We start from the raw sequence: 16724 nt of genomic DNA on the forward strand, positions 1-16724 counted from the left end.
TCTCAGCGCGAACGCGCGGGGTTGGGGACGGCATCGAGCAACTCGACCGTGTAGGGGTCCTCGGGATGCTGCAGCACCTGAGAGGTCTCGCCGCGCTCCACGACGCGGCCGCGGTTGAGCACGAGGATGTTCTCGGTCACCAGGCGGGCGCTGAGCAGATCGTGCGTGATGTAGAGCATGCTGATGCCCCAGCGCTCGCGCAGATCCTCGAGCAGGGCGAGCACACCGGCCCGCAGCGAGACGTCGAGCATCGACACCGGCTCGTCGGCGATCAGCACCTGCGGATCGCTCGCGAGAGCCCGCGCGATCACGACGCGCTGACGCTGACCGCCCGACAGCTGGTGCGGCAGCTTCGCCGCGAACTGCTCGACAGGGGTGAGTCCGACGGTGTCGAGCAGTTCGAGCACCCGGGCGCGCGCCTCCGCCCCGCGCAGCGGCGTGTAGTTGCGGATCGGCCGGCTGAGCGCGTACTCGACGGTGTGCAGCGGGTTGAGCGCGGCGTAGGGATCCTGGAAGACCATCTGCACGTCCTTGCGCAGATCGCGCAGACCCCGACGCTTCAGCGACGCGACGTCGGTCTCGCCGAAACGCACCGTGCCCGCGGTCGGCTTCTCGATGCCGGTGAGCAGCTTCGCGATCGTGGATTTGCCCGACCCCGAGGCGCCGACGAGCGCCAGGGCCTCCCCCGGCTCCAGCCGGAACGACACGTCGTCGACCGCGGTGACGGCATCCTGTCCGCGACGCGGAGCGGGATAGCGCTTGCTCACGCCGTCGACGACGATCGCGGCATCCGCCCGCCGCGTGTCGCGCTGCGACACCGTCGGCAGCGTCTCGGTCACGTCGGTGCGCGAGCGCCCCTCGCGCCGGCGGGTGCCGGCATCCACGAACCCGGGGATCGAGAGGGTCTCGGCGCGCGGATCGGCGTAGTGGCTGAGCAGCATGCGCGTGTATTCGTCCTGCGGGGAGTGCAGGATGTCGGCGCTCGCCGCATCCTCAACGATGCGGCCCTCGTGCATCACCATCACGCGATCGGTGGCCTCGAGCACGATGCCGAGGTCGTGGCTGATGAGGATCGCGGTGAACCCCTCGGCGCGCTGCAGGTCTCGGATCGTGTCCATCACGGCGTGCTGCACGAGCACGTCGAGCGCGGTCGTCGGCTCGTCGAACACCATGAGCTGCGGCTCGAGCGACAGGGCGAGGGCGATCGAGGCGCGCTGGCGCATGCCGCCGGACAGCTCGCCCGGGTAGCGCGCGAGCACGGCCGGGTCGAGCCCCACCTTCGCGACGAGTTCGCGGGCGCGAGCGTCGCGGTCGTCGCGCAGCACGTGGCCGTGCGCGGCGAAGATGTCGGCGAAGTGGTGGCCGACCGTGCGCACCGGGTTCAGCGCGTTCATGCCCGACTGCAGCACCATCGCGAACCCGCCCTGACGCTGCCGGCGCAGCCCCTCGGCGTCGAGGTCGCGGATGTCCTTGCCGTCGAACAGGATCCGTCCGCCGCTGATGCGCGCCGGGGGCTTCTGCAGCCGGGTCAGCGCGAAGCCGAGCGTCGACTTGCCCGACCCCGACTCGCCGACCAGTCCCACGAACTCGCCCTGCCGCAGCGTGAACGACACGTCGTGCACGGCCTGCACCGGTTCGGCGCCGGGAGAGGCGTACTCCACCGACAGTTGCTCGACCTCGAGAAGGATCGGGTTCTCGGTCGTCTCTGACACGGTCATGGCGGTCATCGCCCCTTCCCTTCCCGCAGGCGTGGATTGGAGATGCCGTCCACGCCGAAGTTGATGAGTGTGAGGCTCAGCGCCAGCAGCGCGATGCACAGACCGGGGGCGAACAGCAGCAGCCACTGGCCCGTGAGCAGGGAGTTGGAGTTCTGCGCCCAGTAGAGCATCGTGCCCCAGCTGACGATGCTCGAGTCGCCGAGTCCGAGGAACTCCAGGCCCGCCTCCGCGAGGATCGCCGCCGTGGCCGCCCCGAAGAGCGTGCCGGCGATGATCGACGTCATGTTCGGCAGGATCTCGCGGAACACGATGCGTGCCGGGCTGTCGCCCGAGAACTGTGCCGAGGCCACGAAGTCGTTGCCGCGCAGCGACTGCGTCTGGCTGCGCAGCACGCGCGCTCCCCACGCCCAGCCGGTGATGACGATCACCGCGATGATCATCAGGATGCCGCCGTTCTGCAGGTAGGCGGCGATCACGATCATGAGGGGCAGGCCGGGGATCACCAGGAACAGGTTGACGACGAAGCCGACGACCTCGCCCGAGAACCCGCGCATGTACCCCCAGCTGAGACCGATCAGGACGGCGACGATGGTCGAGAGGATGCCGGCGGCGAAGCCGACCAGCAGGCTGACCTGCGCGCCGTAGATGAGCTGACTCAGCACGTCCTCTCCCGCCGCGGTGGTGCCCAGCCAGTGCGCGGCCGAGGCATCCGCGTTGCGTTCGAAGCCGTTCTCCTTCGCGCCGTAGGGAGCCAGGAGCGGGGCGAACACGGCCACCAGCACGAAGAAGGCGAGCAGGCACAGCCCGATGCGGGCCTTGCCGTTCGACCACAGCGTGCCGACCATGCGGCCGACCGAGCGCCAACGGCTCGGCTGGGCGATGCGATCGGAGGGGATCTTGACGTTCATGGTGGAAGTCATCGGCGGGTCCTTGGATCCAGCACGCCGTACAGGATGTCGACGAGGAAGTTGGCGATGAGCACGCTCACGGTGATCATCAGGAAGAGCGCCTGCATGAGCGGGTAGTCCTGCCCGATCACGGCGTTGAAGAGCAGGTACCCGATGCCGGGATAGCCGAACACCTGCTCGACGAGGATCGACCCGCCCACCACGCCGCCGAGCGTGAGCCCGAAGCCGGTGAGGTTGGGGAGGATCGCGTTCCGCGCCGCGTAGCGCACGGCGATGGTGCGCCCGTGGAGACCGTTCGCCTCGGCGAAGGTGATGTAGTCCTCGCCGAGCGTGTTGATCATGGCGTTGCGCATGCCGATGATCCATCCGCCCAGCGATGTGAGCAGGATCGTCAGCGCGGGCAGCACCGCGTGCCGGGCGAGATCGCCGATGAACTCGAGGGTGAACCCCGGGGTCGTCGTCGCCGAGTAGGCGCCGGTCGTCGGGAACCAGTGCAGCACGTAGCCGAGGAAGAACAGCAGCAGCAGCGCCGTCCAGAAGTACGGGAACGTGCTGAGGAAGGATCCCGTCAGCGTCGGCAGGGAGTCGAGCCAGGTGCCGCGGCGCCAGGCGGCCGCGACGCCGATGAGCGTGCCGATCACGAACGCGAGGATCGTGACGATGCCGACGAGCCCGATCGTGTACGGCAGTGCGGTCGAGACCATGCTCGCCACCGACTGCGGATAGAAGGTGTACGAGACGCCGAAGTCGAGCGTCGCGACCTGACCGAGATAGGCCACGTACTGGTCCCACAGCGACCCGCCCGGCACACCGAGCTGGGCTTCGATGGCGGCCCGGGTCGCGTCGGACACCGGTCCGTTCTGCGAGAGCTTCGCGATCGCCGCGTCGGCGGGAGAACCGGGCATGAGCCGCGGCAGGAAGAAGTTCAGGGTGATCGCGGCCCATAGCGTGAGCACGAACAGGCCGAGCTTCTGCAGGAGGTACTTCATCGGTCGCCCTCCTTCACGGGCTTGAGCTTCGTGAAGATCATGAGGGGGGCCGAGTCGTAGTTCTGCGGGATCATGTACGGGTCGTCCGCGCTCGGCCAGCCGGTGAACTTCGCATCGCTGAACAGACCCCAGATGCCGCCGTAGTAGAGCCCGATCACGGGCATCTCGTCGTAGACGATGTTCTGCAGCTCGCGCACGATCTCGGCCTGCCGGTCGGGATCGACCGTCTCGCGGTACTCGAGCAGCAGGGCATCCGCCTCGTCCGAGCGGTAGCGCTCGAAGTTGTTCGCGGTCGGCTCTCCGGAGGGCACGTAGAACTCGCTCGAGAGCAGGTTGTTGTAGGCCTGGTAGGCGTCACCGTTGCCCATGCCGCCGATCGCCATCTCGAAGTCGCCGTTGCTGATCGCGCTCTGGTACCCGGCCGGCTGCGGCAGCTTCAGCGTGACCTTCACGCCCACCGCGGCGAGCTGGCTCTGCACGCTCTGGGCCGCGCGGGTCCAGTCGGTGAAGCCGTTCGCGGTCGTGAGGGCGAACTCGAGCTGCGCGCCGTCGGGGCCGACGAGACGATCGCCGTCGAGGGTGTATCCGGCCTGCTCGAACGCCGCGAGCGCGGCATCCGTGTCCTGCGTGATCATTCCGGAGTCGGGGATCGACGGGTCGAGGTACTTCTCCTGGTTGGGCAGGATGAGGCCGGTCTGGCCGGCGGGCTCCATGTACCCCTCGGATGCCGTCTCGGCGATCTCCTCGCGGTCGAGCGAGAGGGCGATGCCGCGCCGGACGTTCACGTCGTCGAACGGCGCGACCTCGAGGTTCGGCATGAGCGCGATCACCCCGCCCGGCGGGAACCACCAGGAGTTGTGCTCGCTCGCCGCGCCCCACGTGCCCTCCACGTCGGAGATGAAGGCGTACGCCCAGTCGTATCCGCGGCTGACGGTGTCGAGCTGGTTGTTCGTGGCGGGCAGGACGATGTGCTCGATCTCGATCGAGTCGGCCTGCCAGTAGTCGGGGTTGCGATCCATCGAGTACTGCTGGTCGTTGTAGTTGCCGAGCACGAAGGGCCCGGTGCCGACCGGCTCCTCGTTGCGATAGGTGCCCGGGTCCTCGACGTCGGCCCAGAGGTGCTCGGGCACGATCATCGTGAGGCCGATGATCGACAGCGACGGGGCGTCCTCGCTCAGCAGGTGGAAGACGACGTCGTTCCCCTGCGTCTCGACGCTCTCGATGTGCTGCCAGGCGCCCTTGATGTCGAGCGTGGGCTCGTCCTTCAGCAGCTGGAACGTGAACGCGACGTCATCCGGGGTGAGCGGCTCGCCGTCGCTCCACTCGACGCCGTCGCGGATCGTCATGACGATCGTCTTCGCGTCGGGCTGCGACCACTCGGTCGCCAGCCACGGGTTCAGTTCGCCGTCGAGCGGGTTCACCAGGATGAGCGGTTCGTAGATCCAGCGCGACGCCGTGCGCGTGTTCGTCAGGTACGGGTTGAAGTTCCGGGTGAAGAACGGGTTTCCGTGGTCGGCGTTGATGAGCATCGTGTCGTCGCCGATCGTGGGATCGGGTTGGGATGTGATCTGGATGCTGCATCCGCTCAGCGCCACGGCCGCCGCCGCGAGCGCGACCACCGCCGTCCTGCGCCAGCGTCGGAGCATGTGCGTCTTCGCCACGCGTCCACCTCATGTCGTCGTCGTCATGGAGGGACCCGGTGGCCCCTCGAGAAGCCACTGTAAGCGCATACATTTCGATCGCGCAAGGGGGTGACGAATTCAGGACGGGCGCTGAGAGCTCTCCCGGAGCAGGATCTGCAGGGGCAGGCGCACGACGGCGGGCGGGGCATCCGGATGCTCCAACCGACGCGCGAGCACCTGCACCGCCGCGCGTCCGAGGTCGATCATCGGCTGCCGGATCGTGGTCAGCGCGGGGCGCGAGAGCGCCGCCGCCTCGATGCCGTCGAACCCGGTCACGAGCACGTCCTCCGGCACGCGCAGCCCGGCGCCGCGGAGCACGTCGATCGCACCGAGCGCCATCTGGTCGTTGGCCGCGATGAGGGCTTCGGGGGCTCCCCCGACCAACAGGCCCTCCGTAGCTCGGCGTCCGGACTCGCGGGTGAAGTCGCCCCGCACCACGGTCACGGCATCCGTTCCGACTCCCGCGGCGCGCACGGCCTGCGAGAAGCCCTCCCACCGCTGCCCGCCGTCCGGCGAGTCCTCGGGTCCGGCGAGGAAGGCCACGCGGGCACCCTCCGGCACCTGCGCGAGCACGTGCCGGGTGAGCTCGGCCATCGCCTCGCTGTTGCTCACCGTCACGTGGTCGTAGTCGTCTCCGCGGGGTGGCCCGGAGAGCACGACCACGGGGATGCGACGCGACAGTCGGGCGAGCACGTCGTCGGGCACGCTCCGAGCGAGCACGACCAGACCGTCGACGCGCCCCGCCATGTCGCGCACCGTCGAGCGGTCGGGGTCGTCGCGGCCGACGCCGATCATGAGCACGAAACCGCGCTTCCACGCCTCGAGTTCGGCCCCGCGCAGCACCTCGTCGAGGAAGAGCGACGTCGGATGCACCTCGCCGTCGTCGTGCGCCAGGGTGAACGGCGGGACGGATGCCGGGTCGTCCACGAACACGTCGAGATCCGGGGCCTCCTCGGCCGCGTCGAACCCCGGGAAGTACAGCCCCAGCACTCCCGTGCGCCGCTCGGCGAGCCCGCGCGCGCTGCCGCTGGGCACGTAGCCGAGTTCGGCGACCGCCTCGCGCACCCGTTCGCGGGTGGTCGCGCGGACGGCATCCGGCGAGCGCAGCACCCGCGAGACCGTGGCGATCGAGACTCCGGCGCGCGCGGCGACGTCGTAGACGGTCACGGACCTGCTCACGATGATTGCTCCGTCCTGGTGGTCGCGCCCCGGCGCCGGGACGTCAGGCCAGGGTACCCGGCGGATCACGCCGCACCGCGGTCAGCGCACCGTGCGGGCGCGAGCTCGCCTCGCCCGACCGGCGATCGCGGCGCTCGGCCGACACCCCCGTGAAGCCCGCGTCGACGAGCAGCGCCCCGAGAGCCTCGGCCGACCAGAAGTACGCGGTCGTCACCCGGTGCGCGAACGCCTGGCGTGCGGTGCCGTCGAAGTAGCCGAGCAGCAGGCTGCCGCCGGGCCGGAGCACCCGCGCGAACTCCGCCAGCACGGCGGGCACCTCGGCGGGCGGGGTGTGGATCAGCGAGTACCAGGCGAGGATGCCGCCGAGCGAGGCATCCGCTGCGGGGATCTCCCGGAACGATCCGACCGCGAAGGTCGTCTCCGGGAAGCGCGCCCTGGCCGAGGCGACGAACGCCTCGGTGACGTCGAGGCCCCAGACGTCGCGCCCGCCTTCGTCGCGCGTGCCGCCGCCACCGCCGCCACCACCGCCGCCGCCGAGGAACCGTGTCCACATCCCCGGCCCGCTGCCGGCATCCAGCAGCGTCCCCGTCGTGGAGTCGCGCCAGGCCGCGATGGTCGCGCGGTCCGCGGCATCCAGCTGCTCGATGTCGCCGAGCGCGCGCACGTACTCCTCGGCGCGCGCGGAGTACGCCGCGGCGATCCCGCTGTCCGATGTGACCGCCTCCGACGCGACCGCGTCCGACATGCGCGTGGCTAGCCCTTCTTCGCGGCGAGCGCAGCCTGGTAAAGATCCCGCGATGACAGCCCCGTGAGTGCGGCGACCTCCGAGGCGGCATCCTTCAGGCGGATGCCGTCGGCGACGAGCCGCTGCACCTGCGCGAGCGCGTCCTCGGGCGAGGCATCGCGACGCGGCGCCCCCTCGACGACCACGACGATCTCACCCTTCACGCCGCCCTCGGCCCAGGCGACGAGTTCGGCGGCCGTTCCCCGGCGCACCTCCTCGTAGAACTTGGTGAGCTCGCGGCAGACGGCGATGCGCCGGTCGTCGCCGAAAGCCGCCCCCATGTCGGCGAGCGCCGAGGCGAGGCGGGCCGGCGACTCGAAGAACACCATCGTGCGCGGCTCGGAGGCGAGCGCCCGCAGCGTCGTGCGGCGCTCGGCGGGCTTGCGGGGCAGGAATCCCTCGAAAGTGAAGCGGTCGGTGGGAAGGCCCGAGATCGCCAGGGCCATCAGCGGCGCGCTCGGCCCGGGGATGGCGGTGACCGTCACTCCCTGGGCTACCGCCTCGGCGACGAGCCCGTAGCCGGGGTCGCTCACCGTCGGCATGCCCGCATCGCTCATCACGACGACGTCGGTCTCGATAGCGAGGGTCGCGAGCTCGGCGGCCTTCTGCTTCTCGTTGTGATCGTGCAGCGCGATCAGGCGCGGACGGTTGGCGATCTCGAGCGCCTTCAACAGCTTCTGCGTGGTGCGGGTGTCCTCCGCCACGACGACCTCCGCGTTCTCGAGCACCTCGATGAGGCGGCGCGAGGCATCGCCGAGATTTCCGATCGGGGTCGCAGCGAGGATGATCACCCGCCCAGCCTAGGCTGTACCCGTGACGTCGCCCGATCCCGCTCCTGCGCTGCCTGTGCACCTGCCCGCACACGCGGAGCGCACGACCTGGTGGGGGCGCACCCGCGACCGTCTGCTGCTCGATCCGGAGTGGAACAGCATCCTGAACTGGCTCGCGCCGTTCGCGGTGACCCTGCTCGCGGCCTTCCTGCGACTGGTGAACGTCGGGCACCCGCACGAGCTCGCCTTCGACGAGACGTACTACGTCAAGGACGCCTGGTCGCTGTGGACGCTCGGCTACGAGGGCACCTGGGGCGACGGCGCGAACGAGGCGTTCGTCGCGAACCAGGATCTCCCGCTGTCGGAGAAGGGGTCGTTCATCGTCCACCCGCCGCTGGGCAAGTGGCTGATCGCGCTGGGCATGGCCGCCGGCGGACCGGCCGACAGCCTGGGTTGGCGCCTCGCCACCGGCATCCTCGGCACCGCCTCCGTGCTGCTGGTCTACCTGATCGCACGCGTGCTGACGGGATCGACCGTCGTCGCGACCGTCGCCGGCTTCCTGCTCGCGATCGACGGACTGAGCATCGTGCTCAGCCGCATCGCCCTGCTCGACGGCCCGCTCACCTTCTTCGTGCTGCTCGGGGTGCTCTTCGTGCTCCTCGACAGGCGCCGCACGATCCCGCTCCTCGAACGGGGCGACCCCGACAGACCCGAGCCGCTGTGGGGTCCGATCCTGTGGCGGCGCCCGTGGCTGATCGCGGCGGGCGTCGCCCTCGGCGCCGCCTCCGCCGTGAAGTGGTCGGGCCTGTACGCGCTCGCGGGCTTCGGCCTGTACGTCGTCGTGACGGATGCCCTCGCGCGGCGCCGCGCGGGCGTCGTGGTCTGGCCGTCCGACGCGGTCTTCCGGCAGGGCCCGGTCTCGTTCGTGCTGCTGGTCTTCCCCGCGCTCGCGACCTACCTCGTCAGCTGGACAGGATGGCTGGTCACCGCGGGAGGGTACGACCGGCAGAGCGACCCGAATCCGCTGATCGCGCTGTGGAACTACCACCAGTCCATGCTCGGGTTCCACGTCGGGCTCACCCGCGGGCACCCCTACGCGAGTCCCGCCTGGGAGTGGCCGTTCCTCCTGCGCCCCACCGCGGTGTGGGTCGACAGCGATCCCGGGCCCTGCGGCACCGACCACTGCATCGCCGTGATCTCCTCGATCCCGAACCCGCTGATCTGGTACGCCGGCGTCGCGGCATCCGTCTACCTGCTCTACCGGCTCGTGCGCGGCTGGGTGCTGCGGCAGTCGGTCGGCGCCGAGATCGGCATCCCGCTCGTCGGCCTCGCGGTGACGTACGTGCCCTGGCTGATGTTCCCCGAGCGCACGATCTTCCAGTTCTACACGGTCGTCATGATGCCGTTCCTCGTGATCGCGCTCGCCCTGACGCTGCGCACGATCGCCGGTCGGCGCGACGACCCCCTTTACCGACGGCAGTCCGGCGAGCGCACCGTGATCGTCTTCCTGGTCGTCGCCGTGCTGGTGTCGATCTTCTTCCTGCCGTCGTGGGTCGGCATGAGCGTGCCGTACCCGTTCTGGCTCGTGCACAACTGGCTGCCCGGCTGGGTGTGACCCCGAGAGATCAGCGCTTGCCCGCCAGGCGTGCGACGACCCAGAGCGCGAGCGTCAGCCCGGCCGTGAGCAGCAGTTGCGTGCGGGCCGCGGCATCGAACGCCGCCAGCACGACGACGCCGGCGATCAGAGCGACGCACAGCCACGACAGCCAGGGGAAGCCCCACATGCGGATCGGCAGCTCCGTGCCCGTGCGCTCGGCGCGGCGGCGCAGGATGATCTGCGACACCGCGACGGCCGCCCACGTCACGAGCAGCGTCGAGCCCACCACGTTCAGCAGCACCGGGAGCACGACGTCGGGGAACGCCCAGTTCAGCCCCACGGCCACGAAGCCGAAGACGACCGAGGCCACGACGGCGATCCGCGGGACCCCCTTCACGGTGGTGCGCGTGAGCGCGCGGGGCGCGAGGCCGCGCTCCCCCAGCGAGAACACCATGCGTGAGGCGCCGTAGATGTTGGCGTTCATGGCCGACAACAGCGCCACGACGACGATGATCGACATCACCAGATCGACGCCGGGAAGGCGCAGGGTGGCGAGCACCGCCGAGAACGGACCGTCGAGCACGGCCGGGGTGTTCCACGGCAGCACGGCGACGATCACGAAGATCGAGCCCAGGTAGAACACGAGGATGCGCACGAGCACCTGGCGCACGATCCGGCGGATACTGCGGCCGGGGTCCGCCGATTCCGCCGCCGCGATCGCGACGAGTTCGGTGCCGCCGAACGCGAAGACGACGATGAGCAGGGCGGCGGCGATGCCAGCGGCGCCGTTCGGGGCGAAGCCGCCCTCGTCGAAGAGATGCGCGATGCCGGTCGCCGGCACCCCGGGGAACAGCCCGAGGATCGCGCAGACGCCGATCACGAGGAACACGATGATCGCGGTCACCTTGATCGCCGCGAACCAGAACTCGAAACGCCCGTAGCCGCTCACCGCGAAGAGGTTGATGGCGGTGAACGCGGCGACGAACAGCAGTACCCACACCCAGGCGGGCACGGCCGGCACCCACCCCGCGACGATACCCGCGGCGCCCGTCGCCTCGGCGGCGATGACGACCACGAGCTGGATCCAGTACATCCATCCGACCGCGCTGCCGGCGCTGCGCCCCATCGCATCCTGCGCGTAGGAGCTGAAGGCGCCGGAGCTGGGGCGCGCGGCCACCATCTCGGCGAGCATCGCCATCACCAGCACGACGATGGAACCCGCTACGAGGTACGAGATCAGCACCGCGGGACCGGCCAGACCGATCGCCTGCCCCGAGCCGACGAAGAGACCGGCACCGATCGCGCTGCCGAGCCCCATCATCGAGATCTGACGGCGCGTCAGCCCCGGCTTCAACGAGGTCGATGCGGTACTCGACGCGGTGGCGGGTGCGGTGGGGGCGGAGTCGGTCACCGCGCCACCCTAGACGGCGACCCTCTCGCGCGACAATTCGTGAGGCTCGCTCACCGGTAGCAGGCACACGAAGCCGCGGCAGTCGTAGGCCAGACCCTCCGTGCCCGAGCGCCCGGCGAACAGCTCGAACCCGGCCGCGGCGAACTCCTCGGCCTGTGCGGGCGACACGACGCCGACCACGTCGGCATCCGCACGTCGGGCGGCGACGGCGAGTGCGCCCGCCGGGTCGTCGGTGACCACCACGATCTGCCGCGGCGGATCGACGAGCCCGGCCGCGACGCGCAACAGACTGCCGTGCGCGAACGGTTGGGACAGGGCGGATGCCGCGTAGGCGTGCACCACGGAGGCGGCTGCGTCACGGTACCGCTCCCCCGCCCCGAGACGCCACGCGGTCAGCGCGGCCTGGGCGAGTGCTGCGGAGCCGGACGGCAGATCGCCGTCGGTCTGATCGGGAGACGAGGCGATCCCCTGCGCGCTCAGGAGCGGATCGCCGGCGATGCCGTCGAGGGCGAGATCGACGATGCCCCGTGCGGCGATCGCCCACGTCGCCTCCCCCGTCGCGAGAGCCAGCGCGAAGAGGCCGTCGGCGAGGAGGCCGAGATCGGAGGGGGTCGCGACGGCCGTCGATGACACACCGTCGAGCGACGCGCGCACGAGGGCACCGCTCGCATCGCGGTTGGTGGTGAGCACGGCATCCGCGGCCCGCCGGGCGGCGTCGACCCACGATGCTTCGCCCAGAGCAGCGCCCGCGCGCGCGAGGGCACCGATCGCGAGGCCGTTCCAGCCCGTGATCACCTTGCCGTCGACGGCCGGCGGTTCGAGACCCTGACGCCCGGCGGCATCACGGAGGTAGTAGCCGCCCTCGCTGCGCTCGCCGTCGATCCACGACTCGGAGTCCTGGGCGGCTCCGAACCCGCCGCCCTCGCGCTCGAGGACGTCGATGAGGAACCCGGCGATCCCTCGCACCGTGACTTCATCACCGTCGTCCAGCGCGACATCCAGCAGTTGCGCGTTATCGGTGAGCATCCGCTCGTAGTGGGGCACCGTCCAGTCGCGCTGCGTCGCGTAGCGGAAGAACCCGCCCCCGACGTCGTCGCGCAGATCACTCGCGGCCATCGCGGAGAGAGCGCGCCGCCCCGCGTCCGCCGCCGCCGCGTTCTGCCGGCGCACGAGCGGCGCCTGCAGGAACCGCAGCACCGTCGCGACGGGGAACTTCGGTGCGCCCCCGAAACCGCCGTGCTGCGGGTCCTCGCGGTCGGCGATCGCCGATGCCGCGCCCGCGAGCGCCGCAGCATCGGGCAGGTCCGAGGGCGTCGTCTCGGCGGCGCGCGCGAGTGCTTCGATCACGGCATCCGCCGACTCCTCGGCCTGCGCCCGGCGCTGCGTCCACCCCTCCTGCACCGCCGCGAGCACCTCGCGGAACGAGGGCATCGGCGGGCGGGAGTCCGGTGGCCAGTAGGTGCCCGCGAAGAACGTGCGCCCGCGCGGGGTCGCGAAGACGGTGAGCGGCCAGCCGAGGTTCTGGGTGAACGCGGATGCCGCGGCCATGTACGCCCCGTCGACCTCGGGATGCTCCTCGCGGTCGACCTTCACCGCCACGAAGTCGCGGTTCACGATCGCCGCGGTCTCGGGGTCGGAGAAGGACTCGCGCGCCATCACGTGGCACCAGTGGCACGTCGAGTACCCGATCGAGATCATCAGCGGCACGTCGCGGCGCTGCGCCTCGGCGAACGCCTCCTCGCCCCACGGATACCAGTCGACGGGGTTCTCGGCGTGCGCGCGGAGGTAGGGGCTGAGCGTGTCGGCGAGCCGGTTGGTCATGATGAACTCGTCTCGGTCGCGAGGTCGGCTGTCGTCGTCGCCGTTTCCAAGGCGTGCAGTGAGACGTATCGCTGTCGCCGTACGTAACCGGTGCCACGACCGCTCGTCTCGTGAGTGAGCGGACGCGCGAGCTGACGATGGTCAGGATTGCCCGGTCCGGTGAGGAGGAACACCTGATTGACCCCAGAAGCGCCTCCTGCGGCGAGCGATGCGCGGATCACCGCCGCGACCTTCCGATCGTTCCGGTCCGCGGAAGCCGCGAGTCCCGCCGCCTCGGCTTCGCTCCACGGAACGTTGTCCCGTCGGTGCACGACCCGAGGAACTTCGGACTTGATCTCCTGATCCGCGTAGAACGCGATCCGCTCCACTGGCTGGAACCACCGCCCCGCCTGGCAGACATAAGCGAGATTGGACTCGTAGAACGTCCACGCATCTCGGGCGGGGACAACGACGGTATCGAGCGGGCTGTGTGGTCGCTCCGCATAGATTTCCCCGGTGCGATCGATGTCCGCCAACCAATCCGCGGCATCGGCTCCGATGAATCCGGCGACCCGCTGCACCCTCCTGATCTCGAAAGGGATGTCGACGTTGAGCATCGAATCGTGATGCGCGAGCCTGTTTCGGAACTTGCGAATGGCTTCGACCTCGGACGCCACCTGCTTCCTCGCCCCGGACGACCCAGGGAAGGCGTGACGAAGCGCGGCACGCCAGAGTTCTTCATAGCGGCGCCCGAGCATCCCCGACCAGAAACCGAACGAGAGTCCGGCGACGATCTGATGGCGCGAGTCTCGGTTGAGTGGACGCAGACGATCCCGCACGACCTCGACCGCGCCCGCGATCTCGTCGTTGGCCGGTGGGCGGCACAAGAACCACGGCATACCGCGCGTTGACTCATCGACGTGTTGCGCGAGTGCGCGATCCAGGGCGTTCCGGAGGAGGACCTCGAGATGAGCGACGATCTCGAACGACGCGGATGACATTCGTGCGCTCCACTCGTACAGCGAGAGCGCCTTGTCAGCGTCCGACTCGGAACGTGCGAGATACGGCGCGAGCCGCGGAGCCGATAAGTGGGAGCAGATCGTATCCGCGGAGTAAGTGCGTGGCATGCGACCCGATGGTACCCTGGTGGAGAACGCCCCGGTGTCGCCTCTGTCTGACAAGCGCCCGGGGCTTTTCCCTTCAGATCGCGAGAGCGGCGAGGGGCTGCGAGGCCGCGTAGTTCACCAGCGGCAGCGCGCGCTCGGCGGCGAGGTCGATGCGCGAGCGCAGCACGTCGGAGTTGATCTCGTAGCCGTCGAAGTCGGTGTTGCTCGCGTACACGCCGATCGGCAGGGTGAGCGCCTGGAAGAACGCGAACAGCGGGCGCAGCTGGTGCTCGATGATGAGGGCGTGGCGCTCTCCGCCGCCCGTCGCCGCCAGCAGCACCGGCTTGCCGACGAGCTCGTACTGCCCGACGAAGTCGAAGAGGTGCTTGAAGAGTCCCGTGAACGACGCACGGTAGACGGGGCTGCCGACGATCAGCAGATCGGCCTGCTCGATCGCGACGAGCTTCTCCTCGACCCGGGCCGGCAGCTGATCGCGGCTCAGAGCACCCGCGAGGTCCGGGCCGATGTCGGTGAGCTCGATGACCTCGACCTCGACCGCCGTGCGCTCGGCCACGGCGGCGGCGATCGCACGGATGAGGGCGGTCGTCTTGCTGGGCTCGTGGAGCGACCCGGACACGGCGACGACGCGGTAGGGAGCTGTCATGTCCTCGACGGTACCCACGAAGACGCCCCGTGTCGCGGGCTGGCGACACGGGGCGTCATCTGTGGATTCCTGCCGAATCCGCGACGGGATCAGTTCACGTCGTCGGGGTGCGCACCGACGCGGCCCGAGCCGTCGAGCGGATCGAGGGCGTCGATCGCGGCGATCTCGGCATCCGTCAGCTCGAACCCGAAGACGTCGAGGTTCTCGCGCAGGCGCTCGGCGCGCACCGACTTCGGGAACACGATGACGCCCTTCTGCAGGTGCCAGCGCAGCACCGCCTGCGCGGGGGTGACGCCGTGGGCCGCCGCGGCCTCGGCGATCGCGGGAGTGCCGAACAGGTCGTACTTGCCCTGGCCGAGCGGACCCCAGGCCTCGATCTTGATGCCGTGCGCGTCGGCCCAGGCCACGACCTCGCGCTGCTGGTAGGCCGGGTGCAGCTCGATCTGGTTCACGGCGGGGGTGACGCCGGTCTCGGACACCACGCGCTCGAGGTGCGGCACGAGGAAGTTGGAGACGCCGATGCTGCGGGTCAGGCCCGCCTCACGCAGCTCGATGAGCTTCGCGAACGCGTGCACGTAGTCGTCCTTGGCGGGGGTCGGCCAGTGCACGAGGTACAGGTCGACCTTCTCGAGTCCGAGCTTGTCGAGGCTCTCGCCGATCGCGGCGCGGGGCTCGTCGTCGTGGTGGCGGTCGTTCCACAGCTTCGTGGTGATGTAGAGCTCGTCGCGAGCGATGCCCGAGGCCGCGATCGCCGCACCCACGCCCTCTTCGTTGCCGTAGATCGCGGCGGTGTCGATGTGGCGGTAGCCGATCTCGAGCGCTTCGCTGACCGCGCGCTCGGTCTCGTCGGCCGGCACCTTGAAGACGCCGTAGCCGAGCTGGGGGATGGAGGAGCCGTCGTTCAGTTCGAGGGAAGGAATCGTCATGCATCCAGCCTAGGACGCGTGATCTCGGGCCGGGCCGGAACCTCCGCCATTCTGCGCGCGGCGAACCCGACCAGGCGCTCGAGCGGACCCCGCCCGACGAAGATCGACCACGCGGTGGTGACGAGCAGCATCCCGATCGCGAGCACGGCCCAGAACACGTTGCTCGTGTAGTACCCACCGGGCCCGGTGATCACCGCGATCGCCAGCACGTGCCCGCTGTATGCCGACAGCGGCATGGACCCGAGCGCGCCGATCGGCCGCAGCGGCCAGCGCAGCGGACGGCTGAGCAGCAGGCACAGCGCGACCACGGCGAGGGCGAAACCACCCGAGCCCAGGATCTCGGCGGTGCCACCGCTGTGCGGCTCGACGGCGAAGATCGCGTGCAGCAGCGCCCCGAGCGGATCGGCCTGTGCGAGCGCGTCGGCGTATCCGGGCCACCCCGACGCGGGCGGCTCCTCGAACGACGAACCCGACTCGAAGCCGCGCACGACGTCGCTCCCGACGGCGCCGAGACCGTAGCCGACGATCGCCAGCACGACGCCGGTGACCAGGGCGATCACCGCGGTGCGCACGGTCGCGACGTGCAAGCGCCCGAGCGCCATGCCGCCGAGCACGAACGCCATCCACACCGTGATGGGGTAGCTGCCGTAGAGCACGAATCCGATGCCCGCCCCGAACGGGTTCAGCGTGACGGCGCCGAGGAGGGCCAGCAGCGCGGGCCCCGCGAGCGCGAGCATGCCGGCTCCGAGCAGCAGCTGCCACGGCTTCCACCGCAGAAACGGGATGACGGCGACGTAGAGCAGCCCGTAGAGGGTGAGGATCACCGCGATCGGGGTGTTGAGGAACTCGAGGGCGAGGCCGATGAGGAAGATCACGGCGCCGCGGCCGATGAGCCCGAGACGGATGCCGGGCAAACGGGCGGGGTCGGGCAGCGCGCTGCGACCGGTCATCAGGGCGATCGACACCCCCGCGAGCACGGCGAAGAGGATCGAGGAGCGCCCGTGCACGAGGTCGGTCCAGGTCGCCGGGTCGAGCCAGTCGAACGTCGACGTCTCGCCGATGTGCGCGCCGGCCATGCCGAGGATCGCGAGGCCGCGGGCCACGTCGAGGCCGAGGATGCGCGGCGGGCGGCCGAACTCGCGGAACCAGCGCACGGGAGCGCTGAGGGAAGGCGGAACGGTGGTCACCCG

14 protein-coding genes are annotated in these 16724 nt (G+C 70.1%); 1 reads left to right on the top strand and 13 read right to left on the bottom strand.

The window, feature by feature from the left end; genetic code table 11:
- Positions 1-2: 2 nt before the first annotated feature.
- The 7 genes from ACTJKK_RS05820 to rsmI all read right to left on the bottom strand — a co-directional run bounded on the left by ACTJKK_RS05820 (position 3) and on the right by rsmI (position 8051).
- A complete protein-coding gene (locus ACTJKK_RS05820) occupies positions 3-1727 on the bottom strand; it encodes an ABC transporter ATP-binding protein (protein ID WP_440747298.1) in 1725 nt (574 codons plus the stop codon).
- Positions 1724-2638, bottom strand: a complete 915-nt coding sequence (locus tag ACTJKK_RS05825; RefSeq protein WP_247624889.1) for an ABC transporter permease — start codon at positions 2636-2638, stop codon at positions 1724-1726. Before ACTJKK_RS05825 ends, ACTJKK_RS05820 begins: the two co-directional genes overlap by 4 nt.
- The gene (locus ACTJKK_RS05830) at positions 2635-3615 is read right to left on the bottom strand and encodes an ABC transporter permease (protein ID WP_247634278.1); all 981 of its coding nucleotides are present in this window, start codon (positions 3613-3615) and stop codon (positions 2635-2637) included. Before ACTJKK_RS05830 ends, ACTJKK_RS05825 begins: the two co-directional genes overlap by 4 nt.
- Positions 3612-5276: an ABC transporter substrate-binding protein gene (locus ACTJKK_RS05835; RefSeq protein WP_440747299.1), complete on the bottom strand. Its 1665-nt coding sequence runs from the start codon at positions 5274-5276 to the stop codon at positions 3612-3614. The genes ACTJKK_RS05830 and ACTJKK_RS05835 overlap by 4 nt, the downstream gene beginning before the upstream one ends.
- A 99-nt stretch (positions 5277-5375) precedes the next feature.
- Positions 5376-6476, bottom strand: coding sequence for a LacI family DNA-binding transcriptional regulator (locus ACTJKK_RS05840; protein ID WP_440747300.1), 1101 nt, complete (start codon positions 6474-6476; stop codon positions 5376-5378).
- A gap of 43 nt (positions 6477-6519) precedes the next feature.
- Positions 6520-7221, bottom strand: coding sequence for a class I SAM-dependent methyltransferase (locus ACTJKK_RS05845; RefSeq protein WP_440747301.1), 702 nt, complete (start codon positions 7219-7221; stop codon positions 6520-6522).
- A gap of 8 nt (positions 7222-7229) precedes the next feature.
- A complete protein-coding gene (rsmI, locus tag ACTJKK_RS05850) occupies positions 7230-8051 on the bottom strand; it encodes a 16S rRNA (cytidine(1402)-2'-O)-methyltransferase (RefSeq protein ID WP_440747302.1) in 822 nt (273 codons plus the stop codon).
- A gap of 22 nt (positions 8052-8073) precedes the next feature.
- Here rsmI and ACTJKK_RS05855 point away from each other — a divergent pair, with 22 nt between their 5' ends.
- Complete coding sequence (locus tag ACTJKK_RS05855) at positions 8074-9645, top strand: dolichyl-phosphate-mannose--protein mannosyltransferase (protein ID WP_440747303.1); 1572 nt, start codon at positions 8074-8076, stop codon at positions 9643-9645.
- Between the two features lie 10 nt (positions 9646-9655).
- Here ACTJKK_RS05855 and ACTJKK_RS05860 read toward each other — a convergent pair whose 3' ends face one another.
- The 6 genes from ACTJKK_RS05860 to ACTJKK_RS05885 form a co-directional block, all read right to left on the bottom strand.
- Positions 9656-11038, bottom strand: a complete 1383-nt coding sequence (locus ACTJKK_RS05860; RefSeq protein WP_440747304.1) for an amino acid permease — start codon at positions 11036-11038, stop codon at positions 9656-9658.
- Positions 11039-11047: 9 nt separating this feature from the next.
- Positions 11048-12859 carry a thioredoxin domain-containing protein gene (locus ACTJKK_RS05865; protein WP_440747305.1) on the bottom strand — a complete coding sequence of 604 codons (1812 nt, stop codon included), beginning with the start codon at positions 12857-12859 and terminating at the stop codon, positions 11048-11050.
- A complete protein-coding gene (locus ACTJKK_RS05870) occupies positions 12856-13965 on the bottom strand; it encodes a hypothetical protein (RefSeq protein WP_440747306.1) in 1110 nt (369 codons plus the stop codon). The genes ACTJKK_RS05865 and ACTJKK_RS05870 overlap by 4 nt, the downstream gene beginning before the upstream one ends.
- Positions 13966-14038: 73 nt before the next feature.
- On the bottom strand, positions 14039-14608 hold the full coding sequence (gene msuE / locus ACTJKK_RS05875) for an FMN reductase (protein WP_336641974.1): 570 nt from the start codon (positions 14606-14608) through the stop codon (positions 14039-14041).
- A gap of 89 nt (positions 14609-14697) precedes the next feature.
- Entirely contained in the window at positions 14698-15534 is an 837-nt protein-coding gene (locus ACTJKK_RS05880) for an aldo/keto reductase (RefSeq protein WP_247624899.1), read from the bottom strand.
- Positions 15531-16721: a heparan-alpha-glucosaminide N-acetyltransferase domain-containing protein gene (locus ACTJKK_RS05885; protein ID WP_440747307.1), complete on the bottom strand. Its 1191-nt coding sequence runs from the start codon at positions 16719-16721 to the stop codon at positions 15531-15533. Before ACTJKK_RS05885 ends, ACTJKK_RS05880 begins: the two co-directional genes overlap by 4 nt.
- Positions 16722-16724: the final 3 nt, after the last annotated feature.

Source organism: Microbacterium sp. 22179 (assembly GCF_052045715.1).
Taxonomy (GTDB): Bacteria; Actinomycetota; Actinomycetes; order Actinomycetales; family Microbacteriaceae; genus Microbacterium; species Microbacterium galbinum.